The following is a 16413-nucleotide window of genomic DNA, read 5'->3' as shown; positions in this document are numbered from 1 at the left end:
TTTTCAATTTTGCACAGACGTATTTTCCGTCCGGTTGATTAGTTTGTTATGTGCCTGTTTTTATTGGTTCGCTATTTTTAGTAGAGTTTCTTTTCCTGTTCCAAACTTACAGATTGCTTCGCAGTTTTCTTTCAGGTCTGAAAATTTAATATAGTGAATTTTAGTTCCGTTGGATTTGATTGATGGTCTGCTTAACTGTAGCAACAGCTCTTTTTCTCTATTGTCTGGTATTATTAAAAACAGAGAGGAAGGATTTTCTGGAAATGAGTGGTATAAGTCAGTCAGTCTGAGGATTCCTGAATAGATTGATGTACTTTTTTCAACTTCGAAAGCACAAACAATATTCTTTGTATTTTTTTCAAACCAAATTACATCGATTAATGCAATTGTATTTTTAGTTTCTTTTTCTACATTAATTTCAGGAAAACAAGGAAGGCACAAGGAGGAAAAGTTTTTCCCTTGAAAATTTCTAGAACGATCATTAGAAGCACTAATTACTTGATACCCTAAAGCTTTTCCGATCTTCAATAAATGGTATTGCATTTCAGTATGCAAATTTTCTTGCTCTCTTTCACTAGTTACTTCTTTGTGCCTTTTTTTGAGAAGGCTTTCAATTTTTGCTTTTTCTTTTTCCGAAAGACTTCCTTCGTCGCCAACCATTATTTTTTTCACACCAATGTCGAACAGCAAGCCTGAAATCGCACCTAAATCTTTTGACAGTGACTTTTTATGCTTATTGTTTTTTTGTAAAATGACCTCACGCATACGAAGGTATTCAGTCCAGGAACCAAGTTTAACTTTTTCTTTGAACAAATGATTAAACCCATTGACTATTGCTGTATTAAATGGAGGAATTATTTCAGGATGAAGGAAATATAAAATATTTGCTACTGCCGGACCAAGTCCCTTTATTTTCTTCTCATCTAGGTTGATTATTTCCTTTAGGATTTGCTCTTCATTTTTGGCTGCGAAGCAGTTTTCAAGAAATTGTCCAAATGAAATTTTATTTTCTTCATTTTCATAAATATCTGGAATTCTTAACTTTGGCTTCCAGTAAAAAGCATGCGATGCTCCAATAAAAACTTGTTTTTGTTCTGTAATACAGTTTAAAACAAACTCTAGCGATGAACCTTTGTAGTCATTTCCAAATTCCTTATTTTTAATATTATTGATTACGCTTTGAACACCACGGCGTATCGAACGAAAGGCTTTTAGTCGTTCGTCATTATTAATAAACCAGGTATTGAATACGGATTCATTGTCAGACCGGTACTTGTCAATTATGTCGTTTAAGTCACTATTCATATTTTCCTCATTTTTGGCACATAACACCTAAATATGGGGCACAAACACGTAGGCTAAACTGCGAAGCAGAGCCTGCGTGTTTGTGTCCCACATAATTTTTTTGTTATACGTGCGAGCACCGAACTGTCGCGGCTTGCCGCCAACACCTGCTGATACTGCCAGCCACGCATAACGCCTTGAATTACCTTAAAACAACAGCCTACAAAATACCAGATGCCAAATTGATCCTGTAAACAACCAGGATTGCTGAATGCTGGTGTTGCGGAACATCTAAAACCACGATGATAAAGCTGTTGAAACAACTGAAAATGTTGGGATTAAAAACTGCCTAGCGAATCACCCTACCCAGCCAAAAAACTGATCCTTTGAAGCCTTAAAACAGCTATCCTAAATCGGCGTATAACGCCTAAATATGGGGCGCAAACACGTAGGCTAAACTGCGGAGCAGAGCCTGCGTGTTTGTGTCCCAGCCCGCCCTGGCGGGCGCCATAATTTTTTTGTTAGGTGCGTGCATGATTGAAAAAATGCTCCGCTTGCTTTGCCAAAACAGACAACTGACCAAAATCAGTTACGATACTCGAAGTTACCTGCCATTCCTCAGGATGACCGTGCAGGTCACTTAGCTGAAAAGAAAGACGAACCTCTCCTAACGATGAGCAAGTAGCAGAAATACTAAATTGGTTTTCTAAAGACTGCCATTCGATTGCTGATTTCCATGGTTTGGAAAATGAAGCGAGTTTATTTAACCAATTAGAAATGCCGGATTCGTCAGTATAGGTGCACACTCGCACCGAAGCTGACAGAACACCAGACAAATGAACCGTAACGTACTCTGACTCGCGCTTATAGAATCTGAGCGAGTTGTTCGATATTGATGAATCTATAGAAAATTCCATTTATCTCCAGAGCACCTAACGCCCTAATTTGGCGGCACAAACGCGTGGGCTATACTGCGAAGCAGAGCCCGCGTGTTTGTGTCCCCAACATTTGTTTGTTATGCGTGCGAGACACCTGCCCTTCGCGGCTTTGCCGCCACCGCCCGCTACAACAAACTGTTTATTTAAATAATAACAATTACCTTAAAACAACCCAGAACGAAAAGCCAGATGATAAAACCACTGTTTGAGATGTGAACTGGCTAAGAAAATTGCGCTGCTGATTGCTGGTGTTACGGGCTAAAACGAACAAGCGTTAATAAAGCAGTTTTGAAAACTGAGAACGGCAGGCGCTGATACAACCTATTGAAACTGCCTTGCCCTAACCCGCTACCGGCGTACTAAACACATGAGAAATGACAACGGCGCATAACTTCTAAATAAGGGGCGCAGGCACGTAGGGCATAATGGCGAAGCCGCCCTGCGTGTATGCGTCCCAGCGAACGCAGTGAGTGACTTTATTTTTTTGTTAGGTACGTGCTAATTATTCCTCGAAGCTTGTCCACGATACCTATTAATTTTGGGGCTGAGATAATCGATATTTAGAATACAGCCATAGCCCCGCTTGGTGTATAACCAATCCTCGATCATTATATATTCAATATCAACTATTCTATTCGTTTGAATTTCGTCCCTGATATCCAAGCATGGACCAAACATAAACTCAGATCGAAAATTCACCCCAGACACATTAAATGAGGTGTAGCTACTTGGGCCAAATAAATCAGTTACTGGTCCGCTAACGTTATATCGCTCGTGACTATTAAAGGCTTGTTCAAAGTAATAAATTTTATAAAGCCCAGCTACTAAAAACATGAGAAAACAGAAAGCGAAAATTCCTACAAAAATCAGTCTAAAATTTTTGATTTCTGCCTCACTCAAGAATTGAAACTTATTCATGAGTACCTAACTTCCAAATATGGGGCGCAGACACGTGTGCAATAATGGCGAAGCCGCGCACGTGTTTGCGTCCCAGCGAGCGGCAGCGAGTGACATAATTTGTTTGTTATACGCTGCCATTAATACGTCCTTGCTTGTACAAAGCTTTACGCTTTTGAAGCGTTAAATATGGCTGCACTTTAATATTGTACTGCTTAACGCATATTACACCTACCAGCATTGAAAATGGCCAGCCGACGAGTATGCCGAAGCCAAACGCCAAAGTAGATGGGATAAAGAACATTGAAAGTAAAACAGCAATAACCTTGTTTGAGTAAAACAAGCCAAGAGGACCAAACAAAGTGGTTAACACGAGCTGCTTAAGTTGACTTTTCTCTTTTGCTTTTTCAACGTCCAATGTTTGACTTCCCTTGCAGCGTATAACTTTTAAATAAGGGGCGCAGGCATGTGGGGCATAATGGCGAAGCCGCCCCGCATGTATGCGTCCCAGCCCGCGCAGCGGGCGTACTTAATTTTTTTGTTATGTGCCAGCACACTCTCTACTGCCGCCATAACTTTACTGTGCCCAATAAATAAAACGTACCATAAATACAGCAAATAATTGAGCTGACTAACCAAAAGGTTATTGAATTTTGGTGTACCACAGGGTCTGAAGTTAGAAAGGGACCAGCTAAGCCTGCGATACCACGCAACAAATAGATGGCAGTAATTAAAGTTAAACAGGTTTTTAGTAGTGGCAACTTGAAGATGATACCTGCACCAGAAAATGCATATAAGCCCCAGCCAGTAAGAATTGAAGCAATTGCTAAAGTTACAATTGTTGGGTACGGGTCGCCCTGAGCTGCGAGTTGAGCCATACGTTGACCAGCACCAAAAAAGAGATACCAATCAGGGCCGCCGAATATACAACCAATATGAAGTAATGCAGCCAGGATACTTAAACTGCCAGCGATTATTAGTTGATTATTCTTGTGCATTCAAATTCCTTTTGGCACATAACGCCCTAATTTGGCGGCACAAACGCGTGGGCTATACTGCGAAGCAGAGCCCGCGTGTTTGTGTCCCCAACATTTGTTTGTTATGCGTGCGATACACCTGCCCTACGCGGCTTTGCCGCCACCGCCCGCCACAACAAACTGTTGATTTAAATACTAACAATTACCTTAAAACAACCCTGTTCAAAATGCCAGATGAGAAAGTGCCTGCTTGAGAAGTGAATAGGCTGGCAAAACTGATTGTGCCGAATACTGGTGTTACCAGGCTAAAACCAACAAGGGTTGATAAAGCAATTTAGAATACTGAAAGCGGAAGACAACGATACAACCTATTGAAACTGCCTTGCCCTAACCTGCTACCACCACACCAAACACATGAGAAATAAATAACGGCGCATAACGCTAAGCTTTGGGGCGCTAGCACGTGGGCTAAAATCCGAGCGAAGTGAGTCAGCCCACGTGTTAGCGTCCCAGCGACCGGAGGGAGTGCCAACAGCGTTTTGTTAGGCGTACAAAGAAACGTACGCAGCTTTGCTGCCACCACTAGCCAAATAGACCGCGTGTTTAAATTATTGAATTTAAGATAAAACAACCCTGTGCGAAAAGCCAGATGTTACCGGTAAAGCTGGATAAAAGAGCGAGTTTAGAAGACTGGTGATGCAGAATGTTGGTGTTGCGGTGTTGATGAAAAGTACGTTGCTAAAGCCGTTGAAACTACCGAAAAAGTAAGCTGTAAAGACACCCTAGCGAAACAACCTTGATGATGGAGTGTCACGGTTAAACCCACATTTTAATGCTGTAAGTAAATGACGCCTAACGCTAAGCTTTGGGGCGCTAGCACGTGGGCTAAAATCCGAACGAAGTGAGTCAGCCCACGTGTTAGCGTCCCAGCGACCGGAGGGAGTGCCAACAGCGTTTTGTTAGGCGTACAAAGGAACGTACGCAGCTTTGCTGCCACCACTAGCCAAATAGACCGCGTGTTTAAATTATTGAATTTAAGATAAAACAACCCTGTGCGAAAAGCCAGATGTTAACGGTAATGCTGGATAAAAGAGCGGGTTTAGAAAGCTCGCGATGCAGAATGTTGGTGTTGCGGTGTTGATGAAAAACGCGTTGCTAAAGTTGTTTAAACAACTGAGAAAGCAAGCCGTAAAGACAACCTAGCGAAACAACCTTGATGCTGGAATGTCACGTTTGAACCTACTTTTTAATACTGTAAGTAAATGACGCCTAACACCCCAATTAGGGGCACAAATACGTAGGCTAAAATCCAGAGCGAAGCGACGGGAGCCTACGTGTTTGTGTCCCAGCGAACGCAGTGAGCGACTATATTGGTTTGTTAGTTACCACATGCTTGATAATTGCATAATAGAGGTTAGAGCTTCTTGTTTTTAGAAAATATACTTACAACAAATATCACTATGAAAAGTAGGAAACAAATTACTGTGACCACTTGCACTACCGTAGTCGGCAAACCGAACCGGAAGTTAATTACGGACATTAAATAATAAATTGCCATAACAACTGCAGCCAATAGAAAACTTTTATTTACCATTTACGCTCATATCTCTGACTAAATACCTGTGGAAATTAGGTTCAAACTTCCGAGTGGTAACTAACTTTCCAATAACGGGCGCAGACATGTGGGGCATAATGGCGCAGCCGCCCCACGTGTATGCGTCCCAGCGAACGCAGTGAGTGAGTTTATTGGGTTGTTATGTGCTTTCACCTTAGTTGAGCTCCACACTCTCCGCACTTTTTAGCAAACAGCTGCACCCCAGGATTTCCTAAAGCACGTGGTATCGAGTTGCATTTAGGGCATCGATACCATGTAAAAGTAGCAAACATAAAACCTAGCACCATGATGACGAAAGGAAAACCGGGATTTATGTATATGGACGAAAAAGAATTAATAACGACTACAACGGCAAAGGGTAGCACGAAAATAAGCAAACCCCATAAGAACTTTTTCTCTCTTGCTGCGAATTCAGTTTTAATTTTTAAATCTGGCATAGTCTAGCGGCACATAACTTCCAAATATGGGGCGCAAACACGTGTGCAATAATGGCGAAGCCGCGCACGTGTTTGCGTCCCAGCGAGCGGCAGCGAGTGACATAATTTGTTTGTTATACGCAATAGCCAAAATCAACCGCCATATTGCATTATTAAGTAAAAGCCACAAACTAAACATACCGAAACAAAGCAAGGAATACCAAATAACTGCAGTTTTTGTTTTAGCGCCAGAGACTTTGAGCTAGCTGAAAGAGCAATATAAGGGAGCAATTGTGATAAGAAAATAGGAATGATGAAAACGCTTATTGGATAACCAACATAATTTGCAATGAAATCGCCTGCATTACCTACATACCAAATTTGAAGTAAAAAATTGAGTAAGCAAACTAATACAACACGAGCAATAAATTCCTTTTTACTCACAGGTTTCCTTTTGCGTATAACGCCTAGCACACGGGCAATAGCGAAGGGCCACTTTTTTGCGCTCTTTGCAAAAAAGGGGAACTGCGCGTTATTGTCCCGTGCTGCGCTTTGTTAGCCCCAACACTGAACCCTCGCAGCTCTGCTGCCCTGCACCAAGATGTTTGCATTACTTAATTGCCCTTCCCTGATTTGCATTTACCTTAAACAACCCCCAGAAAAACAACAACTGATTTTTGCAGCAACCATTTGCCGGAACTGATAAAGCTGCGTTGCCAATGAACCATAGAATTGCGCTATACGATTGCAGATAAAAGCACCGGCCGCTCAAGGAAACACTGCCCGCGCCGCGCAAACCACGGGAAGAAACGCCCTTGATTAGTTGATAGCCCTGGACGCAAAAATAACCAATGTCGGTGGGACGCTAAAACAAGTTGAGATACCGGCGTTAACACTGCCCCGATCTTTTATTTTTGCAACAATTAACGAATGGGGGCTAACTTTCCAATAACGGGCGCAGACATGTGGGGCATAATGGCGCAGCCGCCCCACGTGTATGCGTCCCAGCGAACGCAGTGAGTGAGTTTATTGGGTTGTTATGTGCTTTCACCTTAGTTGAGCTCCACACTCTCCGCACTTTTTAGCAAACAGCTGCACCCCAGGATTTCCTAAAGCACGTGGTATCGAGTTGCATTTAGGGCATCGATACCATGTAAAAGTAGCAAACATAAAACCTAGCACCATGATGACGAAAGGAAAACCGGGATTTATGTATATGGACGAAAAAGAATTAATAACGACTACAACGGCAAAGGGTAGCACGAAAATAAGCAAACCCCATAAGAACTTTTTCTCTCTTGCTGCGAATTCAGTTTTAATTTTTAAATCTGGCATAGTCTAGCGGCACATAACGCCTAGCACAAGGGCAATAGCGAAGGGCCGCTTTTTTGCGCTCTTTGCAAAAAAGGGGAACTGCGCGTTATTGTCCCGTGCTGCACTTTGTTAGCCCCAACACTGAACGTTCGCAGCTTTGCTGCCCTGCACCAAGATGTTTGCATTTAATAATTGCCCTGCCCTGATATGCATTTACCTTAAACAACCACCAGAAAAACAACAACTGATTTTTGCGTTAACCTTTTACCGGAACTGAAAAAACTGCGTTGCCAATGAGCTGAGAATTGCACGGTACGATTGCTGATAAAAGCACTCCTTGCTTACAGCGAAAGATTGCCCGCGCCGCGCAAACCACGGGAAGAAATTACCATGGTTGGTTGATAGCCCTGGACACAAAAACTACCTATGACCGTGAGACGCTAAAACAAGTTGAGATACCGGCGTTAACACTGCCCCGATCTTTTATTTTTGAACGGATTAACGAATGGGGGCTAACACCCCACTTAGGGGCACAAACACGGCGGCTATAATCGGAACGAAGTGACACAGCCGCCGTGTTTGTGTCCCAGCGAGCCTGCGAGCGGCTACAGTGGTTTGTTATGTACGTGCCGATTACAACCTAACATACCTTGGCACTTTATTTTTAAGCAGCCGAACCAGTTCTGGCTGCATACGATCATAATTGTCTGGTATATCCAAGCAAGCCAATTTTTTGCCTTGTAATAGCTCTTTATATTTTTTTGATACTTTATTTTTGTGGGACTTTTCCATGACAAAAATAACATCAGCCCACTCGATGAGATCGCCAGACAAAGGTGTCTCGGCATCCAGGTTGGTGCCGCATCCGATAGCATTAACACCTTCATATTCAGAGAATACTTCTTCGGCTGTTGGGCTACGCAATCTATTTTCTGAACAAACGAATAAAAGGTTCATGTTTCCTTAAGTACATAACGCCCTAATTTGGCGGCACAAACGCGTGGGGTATAATGCGGAGCAGCCCACGTGTTTGTGTCCCCAACATTTGTTTGTTATGCGTGCGAGACACTTGCCCTTCGCGGCTTTGCCGCCACCGCCCGCTACAACAAACTATTGATTTAAATAATAACAATTACCTTAAAACAACCTTGCGCGAAAAGCCAGATGATAAAACGCCTGCTTGAGAAGTGAACTGGCTGGCAAAACTGATTGTGCCGAATGCTGGTGTTACCGAACTAAAACAAACAAGCGTTGCTAAAGCAGTGTTGAAAACTTATAACGGCAGGCACTGATACAACCTATTGAAACAACCTTGCCCTAACCTGCTACCGCCGCACTAAACACATGACAAATAAACAACGGCGCATAACGCCCTAATTTGGCGGCACAAACGCGTGGGCTATACTGCGAAGCAGAGCCCGCGTGTTTGTGTCCCCAACATTTGATTGTTAGCACGTCAAATCATTCACTAAATTTTTAAACGACTGCGTACCCCGTAAATTGAATGTTACATGAGTGTCCTGAGCGTCTTTTGCCAAAATATAAACTAATTCTTGTAAATCGCTAAGTAGCTGCCTTATCTCGCTTACCCACAAATCAACTTTGTCATAAACATCCCCAGCTTCAAGGCTCATTGACTGATGACCAACTGTATTATTACGGAGGATACAGATTTTAGTTACTAGAGGCTTTATCCTCTTTTCAATTTTGGATAAAGAGTCCTGGGTATCTTCAGAAATCTCTCCAATCAACGATTTCTTGTAACTATTAATATTGATAGTGCCCTTTCGGTTTTCGACCGTCTTATAAAGAATAATTATTAGCGAATTGAACAAGGCGTTTTCGGCCGCTATATAAAACCTCGAGTACCGCTTCAACTTACCTTGAAAAGTTTTATTGCGCCTTTCATCTCGCATTGCTTGCCACATTTCGAAATCGATTTCTGCTTGAGTGAGTAGACGATGAAGCCCCTGTCTCAATTTAGTTGAATCGTCCATGTTTCTCCTGAGAGTGCTAACGCCCTAATTTGGCGGCACAAACGCGTGGGCTATACTGCGAAGCAGAGCCCGCGTGTTTGTGTCCCCAACATTTGTTTGTTATGCGTGCGAGACTCCTGCCCTACGCGACTTTGCCGCCACCGCCCGCTACAACAAACTGTTGATTTAAATAATAACAATTACCTTAAAACAACCCTGAGCGAAAAGCCAGATGATAAAATGATTGCCTGAGAAGTGAGCGGGCTAGCAAAACTGACCGTGCCGAATGCTGGTGTTACCAGGTTAAAACGAACAAGTGTTGATAAAGCAGTTTTGAAAACTGAAAGCGGTAGGCACTGATACAACCTATTGAAACTACCTTACCCTAACCCACTACCGCCGCACTCAATATTTGAGAAATAAACAACGGCGCATAACGCTAAGCTTTGGGCACAAACGCGTGGGCTATACTGCGAAGCAGCCCACGTGTTTGTGTCCACAACAGCGCCTTGTTAGCCCTAACACTGAACGTTCGCAGCTTTGCTGCCCTGCACCAAGATGTTTGCATATAATAATTGCCCTTCCCTGATATGCTTTTACCTTAAACAACCACCAGAAAAACAACAACTGATTTTTACATTAGCCATTTGCCGGTACTGAAAAATCTGCGCTGCCAATTAAGCTGAGAATTGCACGGTACGATTGCTGATAAAAGCAATCCTTGCTTACAGCGAAAGATTGCCCGCGCCGCGCAAACCACGGGAAGAAATTACCACAGTTGGTTGATAGCCATGGACACAAAAACAACCAATAGCGGTGGGACGCTAAAACAAGAAAAAAATACCGGCGTTAACACTGCCCCGAGCTTTTATTTTTGCAACAATTAACGAATGGGGGCTAACGCCCTAATTTGGCGGCACAAACGCGTGGGCTATACTGCGAAGCAGAGCCCGCGTGTTTGTGTCCCCAACATTTGTTTGTTATGCGTGCGAGACTCCTGCCCTACGCGACTTTGCCGCCACCGCCCGCTACAACAAACTGTTGATTTAAATAATAACAATTACCTTAAAACAACCCTGAGCGAAAAGCCAGATGATAAAATGATTGCCTGAGAAGTGAGCGGGCTAGCAAAACTGACCGTGCCGAATGCTGGTGTTACCAGGTTAAAACGAACAAGTGTTGATAAAGCAGTTTTGAAAACTGAAAGCGGTAGGCACTGATACAACCTATTGAAACTACCTTACCCTAACCCACTACCGCCGCACTCAATATTTGAGAAATAAACAACGGCGCATAACTTTTAAATATGGGGCACAAACAGGCAGGCTATAATGGCGAAGCCGCCTGCCTGTTTGTGTCCCAGCCCGCCTGCGGGCGTCATAATTTTTTTGTTATACACCATTTGCATTTCGCTGAGCAACCCACCAACCACATAAGCTGATAGCAATAGATAGAGCCAATAAACCCAAATGCCAACTTGTTAAAAGTCCAGGAACTATGCCCACTAGTAAAAAGTATTGTGGTTTAAACATAGAAAATTTATTTAACAAAAGTGCTAGCGGGACACCGTAAATTAGCATCACTGGATAAACAACCAATAAACTTAAACTAGCCGCCATAAAAGCGCCCGCTAAACCGTCCAATATTAGCTCGCTACTAAAAGTAGCGACTATGAAATAAGGAAATACCAATAAGGGACTAAGGACTGCACCCTTGATTACATCAGCAGTAGTTACCATGGTGTATAACGCCTAGCACAAGGGCAATAGCGAAGGGCCGCTTTTTTGCGCTCTTTGCAAAAAAGGGGAACTGCGCGTTATTGTCCCGTGCTGCACTTTGTTAGCCCCAACACTGAACGTTCGCAGCTTTGCTGCCCTGCACCAAGATGTTTGCATTTAATAATTGCCCTGCCCTGATATGCATTTACCTTAAACAACCACCAGAAAAACAACAACTGATTTTTGCGTTAACCTTTTACCGGAACTGAAAAAACTGCGTTGCCAATGAGCTGAGAATTGCACGGTACGATTGCTGATAAAAGCACTCCTTGCTTACAGCGAAAGATTGCCCGCGCCGCGCAAACCACGGGAAGAAATTACCATGGTTGGTTGATAGCCCTGGACACAAAAACTACCTATGACCGTGAGACGCTAAAACAAGTTGAGATACCGGCGTTAACACTGCCCCGATCTTTTATTTTTGAACGGATTAACGAATGGGGGCTAACGCCTAGCACAAGGGCAATAGCGAAGGGCCGCTTTTTTGCGCTCTTTGCAAAAAAGGGGAACTGCGCGTTATTGTCCCGTGCTGCACTTTGTTAGCCCCAACACTGAACGTTCGCAGCTTTGCTGCCCTGCACCAAGATGTTTGCATTTAATAATTGCCCTGCCCTGATATGCATTTACCTTAAACAACCACCAGAAAAACAACAACTGATTTTTGCGTTAACCTTTTACCGGAACTGAAAAAACTGCGTTGCCAATGAGCTGAGAATTGCACGGTACGATTGCTGATAAAAGCACTCCTTGCTTACAGCGAAAGATTGCCCGCGCCGCGCAAACCACGGGAAGAAATTACCATGGTTGGTTGATAGCCCTGGACACAAAAACTACCTATGACCGTGAGACGCTAAAACAAGTTGAGATACCGGCGTTAACACTGCCCCGATCTTTTATTTTTGAACGGATTAACGAATGGGGGCTAACTTTCCAATAACGGGCGCAGACATGTGGGGCATAATGGCGCAGCCGCCCCACGTGTATGCGTCCCAGCGAACGCAGTGAGTGAGTTTATTGGGTTGTTATGTGCTTTCACCTTAGTTGAGCTCCACACTCTCCGCACTTTTTAGCAAACAGCTGCACCCCAGGATTTCCTAAAGCACGTGGTATCGAGTTGCATTTAGGGCATCGATACCATGTAAAAGTAGCAAACATAAAACCTAGCACCATGATGACGAAAGGAAAACCGGGATTTATGTATATGGACGAAAAAGAATTAATAACGACTACAACGGCAAAGGGTAGCACGAAAATAAGCAAACCCCATAAGAACTTTTTCTCTCTTGCTGCGAATTCAGTTTTAATTTTTAAATCTGGCATAGTCTAGCGGCACATAACTACTAAATAGACACCAATGAAGTATGTTTAAAACCATCATTTTGGTGCAATTGTAATTTTTTGTGAGTGTAGATTATCTGAAATCCCCTTTACATAAAAGAGTTAGGTCGATTTGGTGTTTTTTGTTGGAATTAAATACACCAAACCCTATTTATCTCATGGTTTGGTGCAAAAATCTCAAAAGTGAACGTAAACCCTCCAAACGTTCAGTATTTACACGTTACTTTGTACTTTATGCTGGTTTCATTTTAGCCTTCACTAACTTTATGAAATCTCAGTTTTTACGCGAACTTTATGAGTTTATGCTAACCCGGGGGTATGCTAAACGTACCATAGAAACCTACTTCACCTGGATCACCGACTTCATTCGCTTCCACAACTATGCACAGCCAAAGGATATGCACGCTGAGCATGTGGAGGCCTACCTTACACATTTGGCTGTCCGTCGTCAGTGTGCAAAATCCACTCAGGCTACAGCGCTTAACGCACTGCTGTTTCTTTATAACAAATATTTGGATAATCCCTTACCCGAAGACATGACTTTTCTCAACAGCAAGCGGGAACGCAAACTGCCGGTAGTGCTCACACAGGATGAAGTAAAAGCGGTTCTCGGCCGAGCAAGTAAGCAGCATTATCTGGCAATGGCCCTGCTGTACGGCAGCGGGCTGCGTCTGATGGAGTGTGTCCGTTTACGAGCCGGTGATATCGATTTTAACTACAAATGCATTCGCGTGTGGTTTGGTAAAGGCGGTAAGCACCGGGTGGTCACATTGTCAGAGGCCTTAATTCCGCTGCTTCAAACACAAATTGAAAATGTAGAGCAAACCTTAGTGCGCGATTTAAACGTTCCATCTTTTGCCGGGGCCTGGCTGCCCAAAGGTTTACGCAAAAAATATCAATCCCGCAACAAAACCGTAGAGTGGCAATACCTGTTCCCATCCCAAAGATTAAGTATTGATCCGGAAAGCAAGCATTTGCGCCGTCATCACATCGATGAAAAACAACTGCAGCGAGACGTTAAACGAGCCAGTCTTGAAGCCGGGATCAAAAAGCATGTTACGCCCCACACGTTAAGGCATTCGTTTGCAACACACCTGTTGGCCGCGGGGGCAGATATTCGAACCGTCCAACATCAGTTGGGTCATGCCGATGTGCGAACAACTCAAATCTACACGCATGTTCTGCAACAAGGTGGAAATGGCGTTATCAGCCCCTTATCCCGCCTGGGAATCTAGCCGCCGCAAATGTATTACTCTTTATCGTAAAGAATATCCATCACGTCGGCCAGCTCGGTTTTACCGGCGCGTACTTCTTCTTCCGTCATGTCGGCAATTTCATGGGGGAAAACCAGCCACTCATCACTTTCATTTACGTAGTAGTCAGGCACGATGTCTGTTTTATTATTTTTTGGCTTGTAATACGGGCAGGCAATACGAATATCTTTTGGCATGTTCAGGCGCATCAGCTTTTTAATTTGCTTAATCAATGCGTCTACACTGCGGCCTGAGTCAAATACATCATCAACAATCAGCAGTGCGTCTTCGGCATTCGCATTTTCAATCAGATAATGCAGGCCATGCACGCGAATCTCTTTGCTTTGCTTGTTAATGCCGTAATAAGAAGAGGTTCTTACCGCTATATGGTCGGTGGGGAATTTTTTAAATTCAAAAAACTCCTGAACCGCAATACCAATTGGCGCCCCGCCCCGCCAGATCCCAACAATAAATTGCGGACGAAAGCCGTCCTTATACACTTTTGAGGCAAGTCGAAATGAATCCTGAAGCAGATCCGCCGACGTTATAAAGACTTTATCCATAGAATCGGTAACCGAGCGAAAGAAAAGAAAAAGATTATAGAAAATTTTATGCCACAATGCACGGCAAAACCCAAAAACCTGACCATTTAATCAAGTTTTCACGATTCCTGCTGTAAAACTTTGGCCGGTTGCACTTTCATGGCGCGTTGCGCGGGGTACCAGCTCGCCAGCAGGCATAATCCTAAGGAAAACAGGGTTACCCAAACCACCTGGTGCCACTGCATATCAATGGGTAAGCCTGGCCCATCGGCAGATAACGCCAGATAAATCCCCAGAAGTTCCAAAATATCGTTGATATATACAACGGCTAAAATGCCCAGCACGGCACCAATCAGTGCGCCTTTCAGGCCGTTGAAAATGCCGTTTAGCATGAATATGGCGCGCACCGTGGCTACCGTCATGCCTTGGGAGAGTAAAATGGCAATGTCACCACTTTTTTCGGAAACAACCATCACCAGGGCAGATACAATGTTAAATGCCGCCACCGCAATAATCAGCAGCAGCATTAAAAACATCATGTTCTTTTCCATTTTTACTGCGTCGAATAAAGGCCCCTGGCGCGAGCGCCAGTTACTGGTGGAATAACCCGCCTGTTCAAGTTGTGCCACCACACCCTGATAATTAAACGCATTGTTTAAAAACAGGCGCACATCCGCCGGGCTGTTTTTCGGTTTGCGCAGTAACCGGGTTAAATCGTCAAGCCGTAAGTAAATCACTTTGTCGTCAAGCTGTGAGCCCAGATTAAACATAGCGGCTATCGTCACCAGGCGCTGACTCGGCATGCGGCCAAAGGGTGTATAAACACTGGCGCCGGCAGCCATTACCCGTATTTGATCGCCCATATTCACGCTCAACTCCTGTGCCAGTGCGCGGCTGATGATAGCGCCAAATTTTATCTCTTCAAGGCGCTCAAAATTACCTTCCAGCATGTAGTCGCTCACAATGCTGTGATTGGCCATGGTTTGAGGATCTACGCCCTGCAATTGCACACCGCGCAACGCCTGGCGGGATTGCACCAGGCCTTCAGCTTCCCTGAAGGGGCTAGCGGCACGCACTTCCGTTAAGGGTAGTTGTAGCACGTCATCAACACTGGCGTTAAGCGCTACCACCTGTGGCACTATGCCTAAAATCCGCTGGCGCAGCTGGGCTTCAAAGCCATTCATTACCGACAGCACAATAATCAGCGACATCAGTCCCAGGGCTATCCCGGCTACCGAGAAGCGGTTAATAAACGCTACAAAGCTGTTGTGTTTGCCTGCGGTGGAATAACGCAGTGCAATATAGGCAGAAAGCGGATAGGCCATGAAATTTCACCTGTACCTGGGCAGTGGGGGCTTGGTATTCATCCTTCCCTGCACTACTCTTAATCAATACGGTACGTTGTACGTTTTAATGATAAACAAAGACTTAAGCTCGGTGCATAATACGTGTAAGCTACCCTGCACACAAGTCAGCCTGGAGAGTATTGTGGAATCGTTAACCCTGGCAGAAAAACAAGCTCAGTTTAATGAGTTTTTCTTAATCAGCCACGCTATTAAGGTCAATATGCGTCAACTCGACAAGCACTTTGCCCTGCCAGACAACGAACAACTCGAAGACCACATGCCCTACGCCTTTCGCATTGCCAGCGAGATGGCCTCCATCGAATCCCAGGCGCTGCGCCCGTTGCGTAACCTTAGCGATCACGCTTCCGAACTGGTGAATTACCTTAACCATCAGTCTCGCAAAATCGATTTGATGATGTCGTATATTTTACATCAGCAGGACGATCCGGATTATCGCTTTGAGAGTATTAGGTTCGGCGGCGGTGGCGTTATCATTAACCACCCTTTAGCACTGGATGTTGGTACTCTGGCAGAACTTAAATTGTTTGTATCAGAAGAAGCCGCGGCCATTTTTTGCTACGGCGAAGTTATTACTTGCCAGCAGGAATCGGATGGCTACCATATAGCCTTCATTTTTACTCGGATCCGCGAACAGGATCAGGAACTGTTAGTCAGAGCCAGTTTGCATTTACAAACGCAGCAGCTTCGCAAGCGCAGCCAAAATAAAAACGCTTAACCT

Annotated in this window: 13 protein-coding genes; 2 read left to right on the top strand and 11 right to left on the bottom strand. The window is 44.1% G+C overall.

Annotated elements, in window-relative coordinates; genetic code table 11:
• Positions 1–60 precede the first annotated feature (60 nt).
• From AC566Q_RS10115 to AC566Q_RS10075, 9 genes are all read right to left on the bottom strand, one after another.
• Positions 61–1305, bottom strand: a complete 1245-nt coding sequence (locus tag AC566Q_RS10115) for a type II restriction enzyme NmeDI-related protein (RefSeq protein WP_499616353.1) — start codon at positions 1303–1305, stop codon at positions 61–63.
• Between the two features lie 500 nt (positions 1306–1805).
• Positions 1806–2201 carry a DUF6228 family protein gene (locus AC566Q_RS10110; protein WP_499616350.1) on the bottom strand — a complete coding sequence of 132 codons (396 nt, stop codon included), beginning with the start codon at positions 2199–2201 and terminating at the stop codon, positions 1806–1808.
• 519 nt (positions 2202–2720) lie between these two features.
• Entirely contained in the window at positions 2721–3140 is a 420-nt protein-coding gene (locus AC566Q_RS10105) for a hypothetical protein (protein WP_499616347.1), read from the bottom strand.
• A 106-nt stretch (positions 3141–3246) separates the two neighbouring features.
• Complete coding sequence (locus AC566Q_RS10100) at positions 3247–3537, bottom strand: hypothetical protein (protein WP_499616344.1); 291 nt, start codon at positions 3535–3537, stop codon at positions 3247–3249.
• Positions 3538–3679: 142 nt separating this feature from the next.
• Positions 3680–4117: a hypothetical protein gene (locus AC566Q_RS10095; RefSeq protein ID WP_338851449.1), complete on the bottom strand. Its 438-nt coding sequence runs from the start codon at positions 4115–4117 to the stop codon at positions 3680–3682.
• A gap of 2163 nt (positions 4118–6280) precedes the next feature.
• Positions 6281–6571 carry a hypothetical protein gene (locus tag AC566Q_RS10090; RefSeq protein ID WP_499616341.1) on the bottom strand — a complete coding sequence of 97 codons (291 nt, stop codon included), beginning with the start codon at positions 6569–6571 and terminating at the stop codon, positions 6281–6283.
• A 1503-nt stretch (positions 6572–8074) separates the two neighbouring features.
• Entirely contained in the window at positions 8075–8398 is a 324-nt protein-coding gene (locus AC566Q_RS10085) for a low molecular weight protein tyrosine phosphatase family protein (RefSeq protein WP_499616338.1), read from the bottom strand.
• 491 nt (positions 8399–8889) lie between these two features.
• Positions 8890–9438 carry an AbiU2 domain-containing protein gene (locus AC566Q_RS10080; protein ID WP_499616335.1) on the bottom strand — a complete coding sequence of 183 codons (549 nt, stop codon included), beginning with the start codon at positions 9436–9438 and terminating at the stop codon, positions 8890–8892.
• 1370 nt (positions 9439–10808) lie between these two features.
• A complete protein-coding gene (locus AC566Q_RS10075; protein WP_499614639.1) occupies positions 10809–11156 on the bottom strand; it encodes a hypothetical protein in 348 nt (115 codons plus the stop codon).
• A 1643-nt stretch (positions 11157–12799) separates the two neighbouring features.
• Between AC566Q_RS10075 and AC566Q_RS10070 the strand changes: the two genes are divergently transcribed.
• Positions 12800–13768, top strand: a complete 969-nt coding sequence (locus AC566Q_RS10070; RefSeq protein ID WP_499616332.1) for an integron integrase — start codon at positions 12800–12802, stop codon at positions 13766–13768.
• Positions 13769–13782: 14 nt separating this feature from the next.
• On the opposite strand, the gene AC566Q_RS10065 is transcribed toward AC566Q_RS10070, so the two are convergent.
• Both AC566Q_RS10065 and AC566Q_RS10060 read right to left on the bottom strand, forming a co-directional pair.
• The gene (locus tag AC566Q_RS10065) at positions 13783–14349 is read right to left on the bottom strand and encodes a phosphoribosyltransferase (protein WP_499616330.1); all 567 of its coding nucleotides are present in this window, start codon (positions 14347–14349) and stop codon (positions 13783–13785) included.
• 98 nt (positions 14350–14447) lie between these two features.
• Positions 14448–15653 (bottom strand): lipoprotein-releasing ABC transporter permease subunit, encoded by a 1206-nt coding sequence (locus AC566Q_RS10060; RefSeq protein ID WP_499616326.1) that lies wholly within the window; start codon positions 15651–15653, stop codon positions 14448–14450.
• Positions 15654–15816: 163 nt separating this feature from the next.
• On the opposite strand from AC566Q_RS10060, the gene AC566Q_RS10055 reads away from it, so the two are divergent.
• Positions 15817–16410, top strand: a complete 594-nt coding sequence (locus tag AC566Q_RS10055; RefSeq protein WP_105936672.1) for a PilZ domain-containing protein — start codon at positions 15817–15819, stop codon at positions 16408–16410.
• The last annotated feature ends 3 nt before the right edge of the window (positions 16411–16413 follow it).

It is taken from the genome of Alteromonas sp. H02, from assembly GCF_059682525.1.
The sequence above is the reverse complement of the archived record's forward strand: the minus strand, read 5'-3'. Positions and strand labels throughout refer to the sequence as shown.

Bases quoted from the DNA above. Each gene is read 5' to 3' on its own strand.
- AC566Q_RS10115 (WP_499616353.1), bottom strand. From the start codon at position 1,305: ATGAATAGTGACTTAAACGACATAATTGACAAGTACCGGTCTGACAAT.
- AC566Q_RS10110 (WP_499616350.1), bottom strand. From the start codon at position 2,201: ATGGAATTTTCTATAGATTCATCAATATCGAACAACTCGCTCAGATTC.
- AC566Q_RS10105 (WP_499616347.1), bottom strand. From the start codon at position 3,140: ATGAATAAGTTTCAATTCTTGAGTGAGGCAGAAATCAAAAATTTTAGA.
- AC566Q_RS10095 (WP_338851449.1), bottom strand. From the start codon at position 4,117: ATGCACAAGAATAATCAACTAATAATCGCTGGCAGTTTAAGTATCCTG.
- AC566Q_RS10085 (WP_499616338.1), bottom strand. From the start codon at position 8,398: ATGAACCTTTTATTCGTTTGTTCAGAAAATAGATTGCGTAGCCCAACA.
- AC566Q_RS10080 (WP_499616335.1), bottom strand. From the start codon at position 9,438: ATGGACGATTCAACTAAATTGAGACAGGGGCTTCATCGTCTACTCACT.
- AC566Q_RS10075 (WP_499614639.1), bottom strand. From the start codon at position 11,156: ATGGTAACTACTGCTGATGTAATCAAGGGTGCAGTCCTTAGTCCCTTA.
- AC566Q_RS10070 (WP_499616332.1), top strand. From the start codon at position 12,800: ATGAAATCTCAGTTTTTACGCGAACTTTATGAGTTTATGCTAACCCGG.
- AC566Q_RS10065 (WP_499616330.1), bottom strand. From the start codon at position 14,349: ATGGATAAAGTCTTTATAACGTCGGCGGATCTGCTTCAGGATTCATTT.
- AC566Q_RS10060 (WP_499616326.1), bottom strand. From the start codon at position 15,653: ATGGCCTATCCGCTTTCTGCCTATATTGCACTGCGTTATTCCACCGCA.